This window comes from Streptosporangium sp. 'caverna' (assembly GCF_003203775.1).
Taxonomy (GTDB): Bacteria; Actinomycetota; Actinomycetes; order Streptosporangiales; family Streptosporangiaceae; genus Streptosporangium; species Streptosporangium subroseum.
On sequence record NZ_CP029711.1, the window covers coordinates 10,458,873 to 10,476,356 of the forward strand.

At 69.1% G+C, this 17,484-nt stretch carries 13 protein-coding genes; 8 read left to right on the forward strand and 5 right to left on the reverse strand.

The window, feature by feature from the left end:
* The first annotated feature begins 68 nt into the window (after positions 1-68).
* Positions 69-1,499: a HAMP domain-containing sensor histidine kinase gene (locus DKM19_RS45210; RefSeq protein ID WP_110704787.1), complete on the forward strand. Its 1,431-nt coding sequence runs from the start codon at positions 69-71 to the stop codon at positions 1,497-1,499.
* Here the strand turns inward: DKM19_RS45210 and DKM19_RS45215 are convergent.
* Both DKM19_RS45215 and DKM19_RS45220 read right to left on the reverse strand, forming a co-directional pair.
* Entirely contained in the window at positions 1,435-2,376 is a 942-nt protein-coding gene (locus DKM19_RS45215) for a TAXI family TRAP transporter solute-binding subunit (RefSeq protein ID WP_110704788.1), read from the reverse strand. The two genes, DKM19_RS45210 and DKM19_RS45215, sit on opposite strands and share 65 nt — an antisense overlap.
* A gap of 307 nt (positions 2,377-2,683) precedes the next feature.
* Positions 2,684-3,343, reverse strand: a complete 660-nt coding sequence (locus DKM19_RS45220; protein WP_239514540.1) for a response regulator transcription factor — start codon at positions 3,341-3,343, stop codon at positions 2,684-2,686.
* A 582-nt stretch (positions 3,344-3,925) separates the two neighbouring features.
* Here DKM19_RS45220 and DKM19_RS45225 point away from each other — a divergent pair.
* From DKM19_RS45225 to DKM19_RS45245, 6 genes are all read left to right on the forward strand, one after another.
* Positions 3,926-6,010 carry a TRAP transporter fused permease subunit gene (locus tag DKM19_RS45225; protein WP_204358521.1) on the forward strand — a complete coding sequence of 695 codons (2,085 nt, stop codon included), beginning with the start codon at positions 3,926-3,928 and terminating at the stop codon, positions 6,008-6,010.
* Entirely contained in the window at positions 6,010-6,984 is a 975-nt protein-coding gene (locus DKM19_RS45230) for a TAXI family TRAP transporter solute-binding subunit (RefSeq protein ID WP_110704791.1), read from the forward strand. Before DKM19_RS45225 ends, DKM19_RS45230 begins: the two co-directional genes overlap by 1 nt.
* Positions 6,985-7,137: 153 nt before the next feature.
* Complete coding sequence (locus DKM19_RS50315) at positions 7,138-7,302, forward strand: hypothetical protein (RefSeq protein ID WP_162642254.1); 165 nt, start codon at positions 7,138-7,140, stop codon at positions 7,300-7,302.
* A gap of 402 nt (positions 7,303-7,704) precedes the next feature.
* Positions 7,705-9,417, forward strand: a complete 1,713-nt coding sequence (locus DKM19_RS45235; protein WP_110706439.1) for an MFS transporter — start codon at positions 7,705-7,707, stop codon at positions 9,415-9,417.
* Positions 9,414-9,845 carry a MarR family winged helix-turn-helix transcriptional regulator gene (locus DKM19_RS45240; protein ID WP_110704792.1) on the forward strand — a complete coding sequence of 144 codons (432 nt, stop codon included), beginning with the start codon at positions 9,414-9,416 and terminating at the stop codon, positions 9,843-9,845. The genes DKM19_RS45235 and DKM19_RS45240 overlap by 4 nt, the downstream gene beginning before the upstream one ends.
* Positions 9,846-10,050: 205 nt before the next feature.
* Positions 10,051-13,188, forward strand: a complete 3,138-nt coding sequence (locus tag DKM19_RS45245) for a BTAD domain-containing putative transcriptional regulator (protein WP_239513942.1) — start codon at positions 10,051-10,053, stop codon at positions 13,186-13,188.
* Positions 13,189-13,203: 15 nt separating this feature from the next.
* On the opposite strand, the gene DKM19_RS45250 is transcribed toward DKM19_RS45245, so the two are convergent.
* Together DKM19_RS45250 and DKM19_RS45255 are read right to left on the reverse strand one after the other, a co-directional pair.
* Positions 13,204-14,034: an ABC transporter permease gene (locus DKM19_RS45250; RefSeq protein ID WP_110704794.1), complete on the reverse strand. Its 831-nt coding sequence runs from the start codon at positions 14,032-14,034 to the stop codon at positions 13,204-13,206.
* Positions 14,031-15,008, reverse strand: a complete 978-nt coding sequence (locus tag DKM19_RS45255; RefSeq protein ID WP_110704795.1) for an ATP-binding cassette domain-containing protein — start codon at positions 15,006-15,008, stop codon at positions 14,031-14,033. The genes DKM19_RS45250 and DKM19_RS45255 overlap by 4 nt, the downstream gene beginning before the upstream one ends.
* Positions 15,009-15,351: 343 nt before the next feature.
* Between DKM19_RS45255 and DKM19_RS50320 the strand changes: the two genes are divergently transcribed.
* Positions 15,352-15,714: an STAS domain-containing protein gene (locus tag DKM19_RS50320; RefSeq protein ID WP_162642256.1), complete on the forward strand. Its 363-nt coding sequence runs from the start codon at positions 15,352-15,354 to the stop codon at positions 15,712-15,714.
* A gap of 90 nt (positions 15,715-15,804) precedes the next feature.
* Here DKM19_RS50320 and DKM19_RS45265 read toward each other — a convergent pair whose 3' ends face one another.
* The gene (locus DKM19_RS45265; RefSeq protein WP_110704797.1) at positions 15,805-17,103 is read right to left on the reverse strand and encodes a PP2C family protein-serine/threonine phosphatase; all 1,299 of its coding nucleotides are present in this window, start codon (positions 17,101-17,103) and stop codon (positions 15,805-15,807) included.
* Positions 17,104-17,484: the final 381 nt, after the last annotated feature.

The window sequence follows — 17,484 nt, forward strand, 5'->3', positions numbered from 1 at the left end:
GCGCCCGTGAACGAGACACGGACGACAACAACGACCGACCCGGTCTGTGGCCTCACGAGGGAGACGGCATGCGCAGGCGGTTGCTGATCATTGTCATCGGGCTGATCACCGGCTTGATGGTCGCATTCGGGCTGCCGCTCGCGCTGATCAGCGCGGAGGAGGAATCCCAGGAGCTCTTCATCAGCCGGGCCAACGACACGGCCCGGTTCGCCGACAAGGCGGAATCCACGCTCTCCACCGGGCGCACCCAGCGCCTGACCGCCGATATGGCTCGCTACGACGAGCTGTACGCGACACCGATCCTCATATTGAACACCGATGGGCTGGTCATCTCCTCGTCCAGGGAGGGGCTGACCGCGGTGATCCCGGGAGTGGAGACACCCCTGCTCCGCGCGCTCGCCGGTCAGCCGGCGAGGCGTCCGCACGTCCTCTGGCCGTGGGACGATCGGCCGTACGTCATCGCCGAGCCGATCGTTCGCGACAGCCGGGTCCTCGGCGCGGCGGTCACGATATCGCCCACCACAAAATCCCGGATCAGGGTCGCCGACCGTCTCATCGGTCTCGGGCTCGGGGTGGCCGCTCTGCTGGTCATAGCGCTGGTCGCGGCGGTTCTGGTCGTACGGTGGGTGCTCAGTCCGGTGCACAACCTGAACAGGGCCGCCCATGCCGTGGGGTGTGGCAGGACCGCCGTACGGGTCGCCGACCGGACCGGACCGCCCGAGCTCCGGCAGCTTGCCGCGAGCTTCAACGCGATGGCCAACAACGTCACCGCCGCCGCGCGTAACCAGCGGGCCTTCGTCGCCCAGGCCACGCACCAACTGCGCACTCCCCTGACGGCGCTGCGAATACGGTTGGAGAACGCCGATTCGTACCTCTCGGACGGCGATCCGGACGGCCGTACGGAGCTTCAGTCCGCCCTCGAAGAGGTGGACCGGCTCAACGAGGTCATCGAATCGCTGCTCCAGCTCGCGCGGGCCGAGGCCATCCAGACGATGCCGCTGCCGGTGGACGTGTCCGCGGTGGTCCGGTCACGCGTGCAGGCCTGGCAGGCCGCCTACGCCCGCTCGGGCACCGGGCTGTCGATCGACGTGCCGGACGAGATCACCGCCATCTATCTTCCCGGCCTCCTCGGGCACGCGCTGGACGGGCCGCTGGACAACGCGCTGAAGTTCGCCCGCGGCTGCTCGGTGGCGATCTCGGCCCAGAGCTGCGAGGACTTCGTGGAGATCCGCGTGTGCGACTCAGGGCCGGGGCTCACGGCGGACGAACTCGCCCGGGCGGGCGAGCGGTTCTGGCGTAGCCCGCGCCACCAGAACGTGCCGGGAACGGGCCTGGGACTGGCGATCACACGCACCCTGGTCGAGGAATGCGGCGGCTCGATGGAGCTGTCCGCCAGGGAGCCCCGCGGGTTCCAGGTCCTCATCCGCCTGTCCGTCAGCGGTGCACCGAGCGGTACCAGCGGGCCGCGCCCTCATGCAGTTCCAGCGGATAGGTTCTGATCGCCGTCCACTGGTCGAGATGGTGCCCCTCCGGATGGGTCTGTGCCAGCTTCTGCTGCTCGTCGAAGAGCAGCCTGGTCAGCCAGTAGGCCTTGGTCAGGGGCATGTCGCGTCCCACGACGAGATAGTTCGGCACGCTCACGGTCGTCACCGCGCTGGACAGCCCGTAGACCGAGGCGGGAACCGTGGTCTCGGTGTAGAGCTCTCCGTGCGCGCGGATGAGGGGCTGCGCGACCTCCTTCAGGTCGATGAGCCGCACGTCCGTGCCGTGCATGAGCTGGGTGATGGCATCGCTGGGCAGGCCGCCGCTCCAGAAGAAAGCGTCGATCTCGTTCTCCGCCAGCGCCCGGGCCGACATTTTGATGTCCAGATTCCGGCGGATGACGTCGTTGCCGAGCCCGGCCACGTTGAGGATGCGTTCGGCCACCACCGCCGTACCGGACGCCCGTGAGCCCACGGAGATCCGCCTGCCCGAGAGGTCCTGGAGCGATTTGATGGAGCCGTGGTCGCGCACGACCAACTGCACGTAGTTCTCATAAAGGTTGGCGAGCGCGACGATCGGCTGCGGCTCGGTGAACGGCGGCCGGCCCGCGACCGCGTCGGCCGCCACATCCGCGAGGGCGAATCCGACCTCGACCTTCCCCGAGGTGACCATGGTGATGTTCTCCACCGACCCGTCGCTGGCGACGACCTCGGTGGTCACCTGAGCGAAGTTCTCCCGGACCGCCTCGGCCATGCCCTCCCCGTAGACGGCGTAGACGCCGCCCGCGTTGCCGGTTCCGATCCGCATCAGGCCCTCCGGGGCGGAAATCACCTCGGAGCCCTGGCACCCCGTGACCAGTACGATCGCGAATACCATCCCGAACGACCTGCGCATGAGCGGTCCTCCCGTGGCTGCCGGTGCCGAATCAACGTCGCGTTCGGTCTTTCACATGCGCCGTGGCCAGGATGGAGGACCTCGTGACCCCGCCGTCGCCATGGTGGCGGACGGCCCTCGCCGGCCCGCCGATCCGCCGGTCGTCGCGCGGCGATCGATTGGCCTCGCCGGGGTCGATCTCCCGGGTCCTGACCGGTTCTGTCATGATCCAATTTTCGGGTGATCACCCCGGCGAGTGGGGGATCTCGATCGGCGTGTCACCATAAAACAGACGAATATGAATTAAAGGCGACTTCATCTTCATCGGCTAGGAAGCGTTCCCTCCCAGCCGATAGCCGACGCCGCGGACCGTTTCGATCACGGCGGGTTCGCCGAGTTTGTTACGCAGGGTCGCCATGTGGACGTCGAGGGTGCGGCCCACGCCTCGCCACGCCGTACCCCAGACGTCAAGGAGCAGGCGCTCCCTGGGGACGACCATTCCGGGCGTCCGGACGAGACAGGCCAGCAGAGCGAACTCCTTGCGCGCCAGGACGATCGGCTGTCCCGCCCTGGCGACCGTGTGAGCGGCCAGGTCGAGCCGGAGGCCGTCGACGTCGATGACCGGCTTGGGCCGCGGCCGGACCCGGCGGATCACGGCCTCGATGCGTGCCCCGAGCTCGGCCAGCGAATAGGGCTTGACCAGGTAGTCGTCGGCTCCGGAGCGGAGCCCGATCACCCGGTCTCGCTCCTCGCCGCGAGCGGTGACGGCGATGATGGCGACATCGACGCCGTTCCGGCGCAGCTTGCGGCAGATGTCGACCCCGTCGCCGTCGGGCAGTCCCAGATCGAGCAGGATCAGATCCACGGCCGGCGCATCGAGTGCTTCGGCCGCGCTCACCGCGCGCAGGACGTCGTAGCCCTGACGGCGGAGCGCGGTGCTGAGTGCATTGCCCAGACGGATGTCGTCTTCCACGACCAGCACACGCAGGGTATTCACGCTAATCCCCAAATATGCCGTGGTCCCGTTATTGTCCACTGGCAATTCATGGTTGAGTACAGGTACATGGCGCGCAATACCCGATTCCTTGTTTGATGATTTACGCCTGGGCGGCATTCGAGAACAGCCTCACAGCGCGCCACAGGCTAGGTGAAAATCTCCCCCGAGCCAAGGGGTAATTTTCGGCTGCCCCTTTATCCGAAGATCCCCTGGTTTAAGTTTTATTTCATGAGTGTGACCCCTGAGTCAAGCTCTCCCGGCGCAGGCTCCCGGAACCGGACGGCACACCCGTCGTCGATGACATCGATCGCCGAATGGAACCCCGCGTCAACGCCTCGTGACGCTCCGCCATCGGCGGGGTAGACCCCGATGGGGAGGCCTCGAAGGGCCCCTTCACCCCTCTCGCTTCGCTCAAGGACAAAAAAGCGCACGGGGGCACGTTTCCTAAGTGTTCATCAAATACGTTCCAATACCTCCTCACCTGCGCACCGGAGTATCTACGTTTCCCCTAGGGCCGACGCTCCACCCTTGGCGAGGTCGCCCGGAGTGCGACCACGGAATCGGGAGGCAACAGTGACATCCGCCGCGCAGCGCGTCGGACATCCCACCTCGGACGACGAGGGGGAGGGGACCGTTGGAACGGCGCAGACCCGCAGCACGGAAGAGCTCATCGCCGAGTACGACGCGGAGAGGCCGGCCCGGCGGATCACGGGCCCGCTGGCGCACGTCATCGGTGCCGTCGCGCTCGGAGTATCGCTCTACGCGCTCTACGCGGTCTTCAACCCGATACCGGTGCTGCCCTACCGGATGAGCTTTCTCGCCGCGGTGCTCCCCCTGACGTTCCTGTCCTACCGCCCGGGAATGCGCCTGCCCCGATGGGTGCCGCGTCCGGCTCGCCTCGGGAAGACGGAACCTCGCCTCGGGAAGACGGAACGGAGCAAGGACGCCCCCGGGGTCGCCGACTGGATCCTGGCCGGGGCCTCCGTCGTGGTGTGCGCCTATCCGCTTCTGGGCTTCGACGACTTCATCCGGCGCACCTTCGAGCCCTCCACCCTCGACATGGTCATGGGCGCGGGATGCGCGCTGCTGGTGCTGGAGGCCACCCGTCGCACGGTGGGGGCGATCCTGCCCGGGATCTGCCTGCTGTTCGTCGGCTACGCGTACTACGGCGGCTACCTGCCGCTCGACTGGGCCGTCGGGCATCGTGGCTACGACATCGAGCGCATCCTCGTCCACCTCTACATGGGCACCGAGGGACTGTTCGGCGTGCCTCTCGATGTGGCGGCGACCTACATCGTGCTTTTCGCGATCTACGGCGCGGTGCTGGAGTATTCGGGAGCCGGCGCGTTTTTTGTCAACATCTCGTTCGCGGCGTTCCGGCGGTCGGCCGCCGCGTCCGGCCGGACCGTCACCCTGGCCGGTTTCCTGCTCGGCACGGTCTCAGGCTCGGGTACGGCCACCACCGTATCGCTGGGCAGCGTGGCCTGGCCGATCCTGCGACGGGCCGGATACTCACCCGAGAGCGGCGGCGGCATCCTCGCCGCGGCGGGCATCGGCGCGATCCTGTCCCCTCCGACGCTCGGAGCCGCGGCGTTCATCATCGCCGAGTACCTCAAGGTCTCCTACCTGACCCTGCTGCTCTACGCGGCCGTGCCCACCGTGCTGTACTACCTCGGGATCATCCTCGCCATCGAGATCGACTCCCGCCGGCTGGGCACGCGGGACCTCGATCTGGAGATCCCCTCCGCGGGGCGGCTGCTGGCCAGGTTCGGCTACCACTTCTCCTCGCTGATCGCGATCGTGGTGCTGATGGCGCTGGGAGTGTCGCCGTTCCGCGCGGTCGTCTACGCCACCGTCCTCGCGTTCCTGCTGTCGTTCCTGGACCGCGAGCACCGGCTCGGCCCGCGCCGCATGGCCCAGGCCCTGTCCGCGGGCACGCTCGGAGTCCTGCCGGTCGCCGCGACCACCGCCGCCGCCGGGATCATCGTCGCGGTGGTGACCCTGACCGGACTCGGCCTGAAGGGCTCGCGGATCATCATCGATCTCGCGGGCGGCGACCTGGCCATGACGGCGGTGGTCGCGGCCCTGGCGGTGTTGATCCTCGGGCTCGCCGTCCCGGTGACCGCCTCGTTCATCATCGCGGCGGTCATCATCGGGCCCGCTCTGCAGACCCTGGGGGTCTCGCCGGAAGCGGCCTACATGTTCATCTTCTACTACGCCGTCCTGTCCGAGGTCACGCCGCCGACGGCGCTCGCCGCGGTCGCCGCCTCGGCCATCACCGGTGGCAACACCATCAAAACGATGATGATGACCTGGAAGTACACCCTCCCGGCCTTCCTGGTCCCGTTCGCGTTCGTGCTGGCCCCCGGCGGCCAGGCACTGCTCTGGCAGGCTCCGCTGCCGGAGGTGCTCATGGCGCTGGCCGTCTCGGCCGTGGCCGTGGCCGCGCTGGCGGTGACCACCGGGGGCTGGATGGTCCGCCGAGCGGGCTGGCCGGAGCGAGTCCTGTCGGCGGGCGCCGCGATCGCTCTCCTCCATCTCGAACCCACTGCCGTCGCGATCGGCCTGGCCCTGCTGGCCGTCGCGCTCCTCATCCACCTGGTTCTGCGGCGGCCCGCCGACGGGCAGGTTTCCCATCGAGCGCAGAAAGGAAACTGATGCGATCTGTCACCCGTATCGGTGCCATCGTGGTCAGCCTGGTGCTGGGCCTCACCGCATGTGGCGGCGAACGTCAAAACCTGGCGGGAGGGGACCGGTACAAAAGCGGCCGGCTGTCCATCGCCACCGGCAACACCACCGGCGTCTACTACCAGCTCGGCGGCGGCTACGCCGATCTGCTCAGCAAGAACCTGCCGGATTACCAGGTCACGGCCGAGGCCACCGGCGCGTCGGTCGAGAACATCCAGCGGGTGGTCCGGGGCGACTCCGACATCGCCTTCACCCTCGCCGACGCGGCCAGCGACGCGGCGACGGGCAAGGGCGCCTTCTCCGGCCCCCAGCCCATCCGGGCCCTGGCCCGCATCTACACCAACTACACCCATGTGATCGCCCGCACGGACGCGAACATCCACTCGGTCGCGGACATGAAGGGCAAGAGGGTCTCCATCGGCTCGCCGAACTCCGGCACGGAGAACATCGCGCTCCGGCTCCTTGAGGCGGCCGGGCTCGACCCCGCGTCCGACATCGACAAGCAGTCGCTGTCGTTGCCGGAGACCGTTCAGGGTGTCAAGGACGGCACCATCGACGCCCTGTTCTGGTCGGGCGGCCTGCCCACGGGCGGCATCACCGACCTCACCACGACCCTGAAGGAGGAGGTCGTCTTCGTCCCGATCGATGACCTGCTGCCCAAGCTGCAGGCGAAGTACGGGCCGACCTACCAGGCTTCCACCCTCAAGAAGGAGCTGTACGGCACGGCCGTGGACGCGGGCACCATCATCGTGCCCAACCTGCTGATCGTCTCGGAGAAAATGCCGGCCGAACTGGCCGGCGAACTGACCAGGATTCTCTTCGAGCGCCAGGCAGACCTGGCCAAGGTGCACCCCGAGGCGAACAACATCTCCCGGGACAATGCGCCGAAGACCGAGCCGGTGATTCTCCATGACGGAGCCAGGAAGTACTTCGAAGGGCCCTGACAGGCCGACGCGCATCGGAGCGATGAATTGCGCGGCACGCTATCGGCGTGTTCTGTCGGGAGTTCTCCGCCGTCAATTCGGTTCGGCTCCCCTTTCGGCGCACGCATACGTATTTCTCTGGACCGCCACCGGGAAATGGTTGATGACGCCTCCATGGGTCTCGCCGATCTCCGAGTCATCGTGCCGATCGTGTACGCGATCGCGGTCGTCGTCTCATCAATGATCGACAGCGCTTTCGCCGGAGTCGTGATCGGCGGCGGTGCGCTGCCGGTCGCGGCGTTCTTCGTCTGGTTCCGTCCCCGCGGAGAGCGGGCGTAACGGCGAACAGCGCGTCCCAGGGGTCGCGCGGGACGATCGCCGGGCCGTACGGCCCGGCGATTTCGCCGTCCGGGATGCCGCGGCCACGTCCTCGGCCATGAAGAACGCCGCCCATCCCGGGCCCGCCTCCGGGCGCCGTACGCCGAGGAGCGCCCGGTAGACCCCCTCCGGCGGCTCGGCCGCCCACCACTCGTGGCCGCAGGCCCCCGGCTCGTCCACCGGCATGACGCCCGCCGCCCGGTGGCCCTCCCGGAACCCGGCGGGCGCACCCACGATCGGACCCCGATTTTCGGAGAACCGCACCCCCGTCGGACGATAACCGCAGGTCAGCACATATACTTAGTTTACGCCAACTAACTATCCAGCCAGATCCCCAGATCTGGAGGGCTGATGCAGACTTCCATGACCACTACTCCCGCCACACCTCCGTCCCGTCCGGGTGGACGCCTGCCCTACAAGTGGTCGGTGCTGTCCAATACGACGCTGGGCATGCTCATGGCCACGGTGAACGCCTCCATCGTGATCATCTCTCTGCCCGCCATCTTCAACAGCATCCATCTCAACCCGCTGGCCCCGGAGAACGTGAGCTACCTGCTGTGGATGCTCATGGGATACATGCTGGTCACCGCCGTGCTGGTGGTCACCCTGGGCCGGCTGGGCGACCTGTACGGCAGGGTGAGCATCTACAGTGCCGGCTTCGCCGTGTTCACGGGCGCCTCGGTGGCGCTCGCGCTGACCCCGTTCGACAGCCAGGCGGGTGCGCTGTGGCTGATCGGCTGGCGGCTGGTTCAGGGCGTCGGCGGTGCCATGCTGATGGCCAACTCCACGGCGATCATCACCGACGCGTTCCCGGCTCGCCAGCGCGGCACGGCACTGGGCGTCAACCAGGTCGCCGGGCTCGCCGGCACCTTCATCGGGCTGATGGCGGGCGGCCTGCTGTCCGCCTGGCACTGGGAGGCGATCTTCTGGTTCAGCGCGGTGATCGGCCTGGTGGGCACCTGGTGGGCCTACCGCAACCTGCACGAGACCGCGGCCCGACGGCCTGATCTGGGCATCGACTGGTGGGGCAACCTGACCTTCGGCGTCGGGCTGACCGCGCTGCTGGCCGCGATCACGTACGGCATCCAGCCCTACGACGGCCACGTCGAGGGCTGGTCCAACCCGATGGTCATCGCGGGGCTGGCCGGCGGCGCGGTCCTGCTGGTCGTGTTCTGCTTCGTGGAGACGCGCGTGCGGCACCCGATGTTCCACCTCGGCCTCTTCCGGATCCAGGCCTTCTGGGCCGGAAACGCGGCCGCGCTGCTCAACGCGATAGCCCGCGGCGGGCTGCAGTTCATGCTCATCATCTGGCTTCAGGGCATCTGGCTGCCGCTGCACGGCTACAACTTCGAGGACACCCCGCTGTGGGCGGGGATCTACCTGCTCCCGCTCACCCTCGGATTCCTCATCGCCGGGCCGGTCTCCGGCTACCTGTCCGACCGGTACGGCGCGAAGCTCCTGGCCACCGGCGGCCTGTTCGTCATGGCCGTGACCTTCCTCGGCATGCTGGAGATACCGGTCGTCTTCAGCTATCCGATCTTCGCGCTCCTGCTGCTGTTCAACGGCATCGGCTCGGGCCTGTTCACTGCGCCGAACACCACGGCGGTGATGAACTCGGTCCCCTCCGACCAGCGCGGCGTGGCCTCCGGCATCCGGGCCACCTTCCAGAACTCCGGCATGGTGCTGTCCATCGGCGTGTTCTTCTCCCTCCTGGTCGCCGGGCTGTCCCACTCGCTGCCGGGCGCCCTGAACAGCGGCCTGAGCGCCCAGGGCGTGCCGGCACACGCGGTGACCGCGGTCTCCTCCGTGCCTCCGGTCGGCCTGATGTTCGCCGCGTTCCTCGGCAGCAACCCGCTCTCCTCGCTGCTGGACTCGGCCGGCGTGCTGCACCAGCTGCCCCCCGCGACCGTGACGACGCTGACCAGCAGGACCTTCCTGCCGCACCTGTTGTCCGTGCCGTTCCACGACGGCCTGGTCGTCGTCTTCATCCTCGCCGCCGTCCTGGCCGCCGCGGGGGCGGTGGTCTCGCTGTTCCGCGGCGACCTGTACATCCACGAGGAGATGGCGGAGCGATGAGCGCACAGGTGTCCAACGACAGGCAGCTCGCCGGCCGGCTGAGCCTCGCCGTCGGCCGGCTGCACCGGCGCATCCGGCTCGCCAGCAACGACGTGCCGCCGTTGCAGCTGTCCACGCTGGTCTCGATCGAGAATTACGGGCCGCTGCGCCTGGGTGAGCTGGCCCAGCGCGAGGCCGTCACCGCGCCGACCATGAGCCGCGTCCTCGCGGTGCTCACCCGGCGGGGCCTGCTCGTCCGCACCATCGATGTCAGGGACGCGCGCTCCAGCCGGGTGGCGCTGTCACCCGCCGGGACTCGCATGCTCGCCGAGGTGCGCTCGCGGCGCACCGCCCTGCTGGACGTCCGGCTGGCCCGGCTCAGCCCGCAACAGCGCGACGCGCTGATCGCCGCGCTGCCCGCCCTGGAGGCCCTGGTCGACGAGACCTGAGGGCCGGTTCGCTCGCCTCCGACCATTGCCCGGCGCGGCGGGGATCATCGCGGATCCGTCCTCGGGAGGGGGTGGTCCCACCTTCCCGTACGCCCAAGGAGAACGATCCCGTCCCCGGGCCGCGCTGGTGGGCCGGCCATGATTCTGAAAGCCTGCCACAGTGCGAATTGCCCTACTTGGCCCTGTTAAAGCCTTTTTTGATGACATGACGCCGATCGATATCGGCGGTCCCCGGCTGCGCATGCTGCTGGCCAGACTCGCCCTTGAGGCGGGTCGTGCCGTGTCCGTTGACTCGCTCGTCGACGGCCTGTGGGGTGCGGAGCCGCCGTCGGAGGCGGCCAGCGCGCTGCAGGCGTTGGTGTCACGGCTGCGCAAGGCGCTGCGCGGGGCGGGGACGGTGGACCTCGTGGCGGGGGGCTACCGGCTGTCGGTGCGCGCCGAGGACGTGGACGTGCACCGGTTCGAGGATCTGGCCGGGCAGGGAAGGCGTGAGCTGGCGGCGGGCAGGCCCGAGGAGGCGGCGGCGCTGCTCGGTACGGCGCTCGGGCTGTGGCGGGGCGCGGCGATGGCGGATGTGCTGGAGGCTCCGTTCGCCCGCGTCTCCGCCGCGAGGTTGGACGACGTGCGGGCCGCGGCCGCCGAGGACCGCTTCGACGCGGAACTGCTGCTGGGCCGGCACGCCGAGGTACTGTCCGATCTTGGAGTGGCGGGCGCCGAACACCCACTGAGCGAGCGGCTGGCCGCGCTGCGGATGCGTGCGCTGTCGGCCGCGGGACGCCAGTCCGACGCGCTGGCGGTCTACGAGGAGATGCGGGGCAGGCTGAGCGAGGAGCTCGGCGTCGATCCCTCGGCCGAGCTGCAGGAGGTCCACCTCGCCCTGCTCCGCGGAGAGATGGACCGGCCCTCGGCGCGCCCCGAGCCCGCACCGAACCGGCTCCCGGCGCGACTGACCAGTTTTGTCGGGCGGGACGGCGAGCTGGAACGGCTCGCCGGGCTGATGGCCTCCTCCCGGCTGGTCACCATCGTCGGCCCCGGTGGCGCGGGCAAGACCAGGCTGTCCCTGGAGGCCGCGGCCCGGCATCGGGCGTACCAGCGCGGCCGGGTGTGGTTCGTGCCGCTGGCCGGAGTGGGCACACCGGATCAGCTGGCCGACGCGGTGCTCGGTGCGCTCGGCTCCCGGGACATCCGCCTCTCCGACGGAGGGCAGATGCAGAAGGCCACTCCGGTCGACCGGGTGGCCGGGGTGCTCGACGTCGGCGAGACGGTGCTGATGCTGGACAACTGCGAGCATCTCGTCGAGGCGGCCGCGGAGTTCGCGGATCGGCTGCTCGACCGGCTGCCGCATCTGAGGATCCTCGCCACCAGCAGGGAACCGCTGGCGATCACCGGGGAGGCGCTGTGCCACCTGGGCCCCCTCGACGTGCCCGCGGGATCACCGGATCTCGCCGAGGCGTCCGAGACGGCCGCGGTGCGGCTGTTCGTCGACCGGGCCGCCGGTGTCCGGCCGGGGTTCGCGCTCGACGACTCCACGGTGGACGCCGTGGTGGAGATCTGCCGGCGGCTGGACGGGATGCCGCTGGCGCTGGAGCTGGCCGCGGCCAGGCTGCGCTCGATGAGCGTGGACCAGATCGCGCGGCGACTCGACGACCGGTTCCGGTTGCTGACCTCGGGGAGCAGAACCGCGCTGCCGCGACAGCGCACGCTGCTCGCGGTGGTCGAGTGGAGCTGGGACCTGCTGGACGAGCCCGAGCGGGCGCTGGCTCGCAGGTTGTCGGTGTTCCCCGGCGGGGCGACCGTCGCCGCGCTGGAGGGGGTCTGCTCGGACGAGTCGCTGCCGGCCGAGGACGTGCTGTACGTGCTCAATTCCCTGGTCGAGAAGTCCCTCGTGGACACCTCCGGTGGTGACGAACCGCGGTATCGGATGCTGGAGACGGTGCGTGCCTACGCGGCCTCCCAGCTCGCCCGGTCCTCCGACGACGTCTCCGCGCGTTTCGCGGACCACTTCCTCGCGCTGGCCGAGGAGCACGAACCGCTGCTGCGTACCAGGGAGCAACTGCGCGCGATCGCGCTCTTCGACGCCGAATACGACAACCTGGTCGCCGCGCTGCAGGCGGCCGTGGACGCCGGGGACGCGCTCACCGCGTCCCGGTTCGTCGGCGCGATGTTCTGGTACTGGGGGATCAGAGGGATGAGCACCCCGTTCGAGACGTTCATGACCGACGTGCTCCGGTTCGGCGACGCGCTGCCCGGCCACATGCGAGCCGCCTTCGGCGTGGTGCGGCTGATGGCGGGCAACCTGATCTCCGAAGACGTCCCGGTGCGTTCGCTGATCGAGGACTGCGACCCGGCCGGCGCGCTGGACTTCCATCCGACGCTGTCGCTGTGGATTCCGCTGCTGGCGTTCTCCACGGGCAATGCCGACCTCGGCGAACGCCACCTCCAGCGGTCGTTGAACGCGCCGGATCCCTGGGTGCGGGCCAGCGCACACCTGGTGCGGGACTTCGTCCTCACCGAACGCGGCGACCTGCGGTCCGGCGCCCACGCACGGCGGGAGGCCTTGCGCGGCTTCGAGGCGCTGGGCGACCGCTGGGGGATGGGGATGGCCCTGCTCCCCGTCGGCCGGGATCATTCCCTGCGGGGCGAGTACGGCCAGGCCATCGCCGCCTTCGAACGGGGGGTCGCGGTCAGTTTCGAGCTCGGCGCGGAGGACGACCTCTTCCACAGCAGGGCCAGGCTCGCGACGGAGCGGATGCGCAGCGGCGACCTGGACGGCGCCCTGCGGGACATCCACGCCGCGCGGCGCCAGGCCAGGGAGCGAGGCCATCGGCGTCTGGAGGACGCGATCCTGTTCAGCCTCGCCGACCTGCACCGCCGTTCGGGTGACCTGGAGCAGGCAGACCAGGCCCTCGACCGGCTGGAACCCCTCGTTCATCGGCTGCCCTTCCCCGAGGAGATGGCCAGGGACCTGATCGCGGGCACCAGGATGGAGAACCGGCTCGCGGAGGGAGCGGCCGCGCAGGCCCGCGAGCTGCTGCCCAGCGTCGTCAGCGGCTATTTCGCCCGGGGCGACGCCGGTGGTCTCACCTGGGCCGCGGAGCTGCTGGCCAGGCTGCTCGCGCTGGAGGCCGACCCGGGCGGCGCGGCCACCGCGCTGGGGATGAGCCAGGTGATCCGCGGCGCGTTCGACGACGGCTCCCCCGAGCTGCGCGACCTGGTCGCCGAGCTCATCGAGCAGCTCGGCGAGGCCTCCTACCACGAGGCGTATCGCCGGGGCAGCGAGCTGCCGAGGCAGGACGCGCTGAACCGGCTGGCCGAGGAATCCGGCCAGCCGGTGGCGCCGTGAGCGGCGGGGCGGGGATCAGGCCGCGTTCCTGCGGTAGGCCCGCATGGCCAGCGGGAAGAACACCACGACCACTCCGGCCATCCAGACGAGGCTGCCGAACAGCGGCCCGGCGACCTCGCCGCCGTTCAGCAGGCCGCGCAGGGCGTCCGACATCAGGCTGACGGGGTTGACGTCCGACCAGGCCCGCAGCCAGCCCGGCATCGTCTGGGACGGGACGAACACGTTGCTGGCGAAGGTGAGCGGGATGACCAGGACCGTCATCAGGCCCTGCACCGACCCGGGCGTCTTCATCAGCATGCCGACGTACACGGAGATCCAGCTGAAGCTCATCCCGAACGCGATCAGCAGCGCGACCGCGGCCAGCGCGGCGGCCGGGTTGGTCTCCACCCGGTAGCCCATGACCGTCGCGAGCGTCAGCAGCACGGCGAGGCAGACGACGTAGCGGACGAGATCGGCGAGCACGGCGCCGACCAGCGGCGCGGACCGGGCGATCGGCATACTGCGGAACCGGTCGAAGACGCCCGTGCTCGCATCGGCGTTCAGGGAGACCCCGATGCCGATGCTGGCCTGGAAGACGGTCATCACCATGATCCCCGGCGTGATCGTCTGCAGGTAGCCGGCGACGTCGCCACCGGCGATGGCGCCACCGAAGAGGTAGACGAACATCAGCAGGAACACGATCGGCGTCAGGATGACGTCGATGAGCTGAGCGGGGGCTTTGCCGATCTTGATGATGCCCCGTCCGGCCAGGGCCAGCCCGTGCCGGACGGCCTTGGCCGGGCCGATGCGGAGCGGGGACGGCTGCGTGCCGGAGATGACGGCGGGGGCGATGGTGGTGGTGGTCATGCCACGTTCCTCTCAGCGATGGTGTTCTGCTTGGACTCTTCGGCGGGCTGTCCGGTCAGCGCCAGGAAGACCTCATCCAGACTGGGCAGGCGCAGGCCCAGCTCATCGACGGCGACACCGGCCCCGTCCAGCCTTCTGACCAGCGCGGACACCAGCATCGGGTCGGCGACCGGCACGGTGAGCAGGCCGGTGTTCAGATCACGGGCCGGGGCGGCGCCGGTCAGTTCGGCCAGGATCCGGCCCACCTCGTCCAGATCGGAGGATAGGGTCGGGCGCACCTGCAGCGTCTGTCCGCCGACCCGCCGCTTCAGCTCCCCCGGCTTGCCCTCCGCGACCACCCGGCCGTGGTCGAACACGGTGATCCGGTCGGCCAGCTGGTCGGCCTCCTCCAGGTACTGCGTGGTGAGCAGCACCGTGGTGCCGTCGGCGACCAGCCCCCGGACCACCTCCCAGACCTCGTTGCGGGCATGGGGGTCGAGCCCGGTGGTCGGCTCGTCCAGATACAGCACCTGCGGCCTGCCGACCAGGCTCGCCGCCAGGTCCAGCCTGCGGCGCATACCTCCCGAGAAGGTGCTGATCGGCCGGTCGGCGGCGTCGACGAGCTCGAACCGCTCCAGCAGCTCCACGGCCCGCGCCCTGGCGTTCCGCTTCGACATGTCGAGGAGGCGGCCCAGCAGCACCAGGTTCTCCCTGCCGGACAGGCTCTCGTCCACCGAGGCGTACTGTCCGGTGAGCCCGATCAGACCGCGGACCCGCACCGGGTCCTTCATCACGTCGTAGCCACCGACCGTGGCGCGGCCCCCGTCGGGGCGCATCAGCGTGGCCAGAATCCGTACGGTGGTGGTCTTGCCGGCCCCGTTCGGGCCGAGCACGCCGATCACCTTGCCGACCGGCACCTCCAGGTCGACTCCGTCCAGCGCGACCATGTTCCCGTACCGTTTGACCAAGCCCTCGGCCTGGATCGCATACGACATCGTTTTCTCCTCTTCGGAACCTCGCCGTTCTCGATGAACACGACGATGCCCGCCGCCGCTTACAGCGGGCAGACCGCGCGCTGATAGGAGGAGGGGGCGGCTGTCAGACCGGATCGGCGACGGCCGCCGCAGCGCGGAGCCGACCGCATGCGAGAGCCCTCTGACCAGCGCCGGCTTCCGACACGAGACACGTACGGGGGCCTGTCAGCGACGGCTGAATTTACGGCGCGGCGAAGTTGAGGTCCTCGATTGCGTTACAAGTCGATGCAATCAGGTAGAAGGCCAGAGCAACCCCACCCAAAGGATCCGCGCCGGTGGGAGCATCCAGAAGAGGTGGATCTTCGTGCAAGTCGTTCAGGAGCCCTCGTCCTTCGAGGTGAACTCGACCAGGGGCGACGACACGTTGATCATCCTTGCCTCGGGCGAGCTGGCCTACCAGCGCACCGAGGAGATGCGAACCGAGATCGACAAGGCCTGGCAGAACCCGCAACCCGCACTCATGATCATCGACGTGTCGAGCGTCGTCTTCTGCGACGCGACGGGGTTGTGCGAACTGACCCGGGCCCTCCAGCTGAGCCGGTCGGCGTCGGTGCGGCTGATCCTCACGGGCGCGCAGGGCAACCTTCGCCACCTGCTGACCATCACCGGGCTGGATCGGATATTCCAGACCTCACCCTCCACGACCGAGGCCCTGAAGAGCGCGTGAAGATCTGGCGATGCTCATTCCGCCCTCGGGATCGAGGGGCGCGGAGACGCTCTGTTCACCGTTCCTGTTCGGCGCCGCGGAGGCGGAACCTCACGGCTGCAGAGGCGGAACGTAGAGAGCGAGGATGGCCATGTCATCGGTCATGTGTGCCTGGCTGTACTCAAGCACGGCATCGCCGATCCGCTTGACGATGCCGTCCGCGCCGAGGTCCTCACATTCGGACAGCAGCGTGATCAGCCGCTCGTCGCCGAACAGGTCCCAGTTTCCCGGTGGATGCGCCTCGGTCACGCCGTCGCTGTACAGCACGAGCACGTCACCGGGGAACAGGCTGAAGTGGACGTCCTCCAGCCCCGTCTCCTCCGTGATGCCCAGCACGATGCCGAGCGTCTTCAGCGCCTCCACCGTGCCGTCCGCCCGCCGTAGCAGGGCGGGAGGATGCCCGGCCGTGGACAGCACTCCGGTGAATCCCCCTTCTTCCGGACGGAAGACGGCGCACGCCACCGTCACGAACCGCCCGTCCTTGCCACGCTGAGCTAGCAGGGCCCGGTTCAGCTGCTCCAGCACCATGCTGGGAGAGGTGTGACGAGGCGCGTCGGCCCGCACCGTGTATCGCGCCAGAGCGGTGATCTTCGCGGCCTCCACACCGTGGCCGCACACATCACCCAGGACCGCGCACCAGCGCGAACCGCTCGTCTGGAACAGGTCGTAGAAGTCGCCGGTCACCCTGGTCTCGCCGGTGGCCGGAATGTAGGACGCGGCGGCCTGCAGGCCGCGAACCGTCGGCAAAATCGGCGGCAGCAGGCTCTCCTGAAGGCTCCGGGCCAATTCGGTGGACACCTTGGCCGCGGCCTGCAACTCCGCCACCTGCCGCTCGGAGCGGGCCAGCGCGTCCCGGAGCCTGATCTCGCTCGACACCGCCCGCGCCAGGGTGGCCAGCATCTGCATCTCGTCGTCCGTCCACACCCGTGACACGGAATCCACCACGCACAGCCCGCCCAGGACCTCGCCGTTCGGGCCGTGGATGGGATATTCGGCCCAGGCGCCGATCCCCAGCTGCTCCACCGCCGCCAGTCCGCGCAGGCGAGGGTCCGCGGTGACGTCATCCACGATCAACGGCTGGTTCGTCGCGATCAAGATGTGAGAGGGGCTGTCCTCCACAGGGATCAGCCGCGCCCGGAGCGGCAGCTCGCCCATCCCGATGGCGCTCTTCCAGAACGACCGCCGATCGTCGACCAGGGTGACAAACGCTCGTTTTGTCCTGGTCATCGTCGCCGCCAGCAGGGCCAGCTCGTCAAAGGCCAGCTCGGGCTCGGAGTCGAGCAGGCCGGTGGCCAGCACGGCCGCCAGCCGCCTGGGGTCCAGCACGGCGGGCGGAACTTCGGAAACCATGCTCGAACCGCCTTCTCCCAGGCGCGTCACCCGGAAACGCGCTGCCGACACCGAACACCACAGGGATCAGCCCGGGACAAACCATTGCACGATCAAACTGTAGGTCACCGATTCCGATGAGGAGCCCCCTCCATCCAGCCACAGATCCCGCCGCCCCGGGACGGGAGGAGCGCCACGCGATCGGGCAGACACGCCCTCACCTGCGCCACCTGAAACAACCCAGAGCGTCGCGGCCGTTCCGGCGGCCAACCGGGGCGGCCCGGCTCAGAGGTGATCTAGATACCGATGCGGACCTGGAGCCGGATTGTTCTGATGGCGACACCTCGGCTGAAGCCGGCGGGTCGGGACCCGTGGCCGGGATCCAGGACCGGGATTCGGGGC

What these genes read in the sequence shown, in the direction of transcription:
- DKM19_RS45210 (WP_110704787.1), top strand. Translation starts at nt 69, where the DNA reads ATGCGCAGGCGGTTGCTGATCATTGTCATCGGGCTGATCACCGGCTTG.
- DKM19_RS45215 (WP_110704788.1), bottom strand. Translation starts at nt 2,376, where the DNA reads ATGCGCAGGTCGTTCGGGATGGTATTCGCGATCGTACTGGTCACGGGG.
- DKM19_RS45230 (WP_110704791.1), top strand. Translation starts at nt 6,010, where the DNA reads ATGCGATCTGTCACCCGTATCGGTGCCATCGTGGTCAGCCTGGTGCTG.
- DKM19_RS50315 (WP_162642254.1), top strand. Translation starts at nt 7,138, where the DNA reads ATGGGTCTCGCCGATCTCCGAGTCATCGTGCCGATCGTGTACGCGATC.
- DKM19_RS45235 (WP_110706439.1), top strand. Translation starts at nt 7,705, where the DNA reads ATGACCACTACTCCCGCCACACCTCCGTCCCGTCCGGGTGGACGCCTG.
- DKM19_RS45240 (WP_110704792.1), top strand. Translation starts at nt 9,414, where the DNA reads ATGAGCGCACAGGTGTCCAACGACAGGCAGCTCGCCGGCCGGCTGAGC.
- DKM19_RS45245 (WP_239513942.1), top strand. Translation starts at nt 10,051, where the DNA reads ATGACGCCGATCGATATCGGCGGTCCCCGGCTGCGCATGCTGCTGGCC.
- DKM19_RS45250 (WP_110704794.1), bottom strand. Translation starts at nt 14,034, where the DNA reads ATGACCACCACCACCATCGCCCCCGCCGTCATCTCCGGCACGCAGCCG.
- DKM19_RS45255 (WP_110704795.1), bottom strand. Translation starts at nt 15,008, where the DNA reads ATGTCGTATGCGATCCAGGCCGAGGGCTTGGTCAAACGGTACGGGAAC.
- DKM19_RS45265 (WP_110704797.1), bottom strand. Translation starts at nt 17,103, where the DNA reads ATGGTTTCCGAAGTTCCGCCCGCCGTGCTGGACCCCAGGCGGCTGGCG.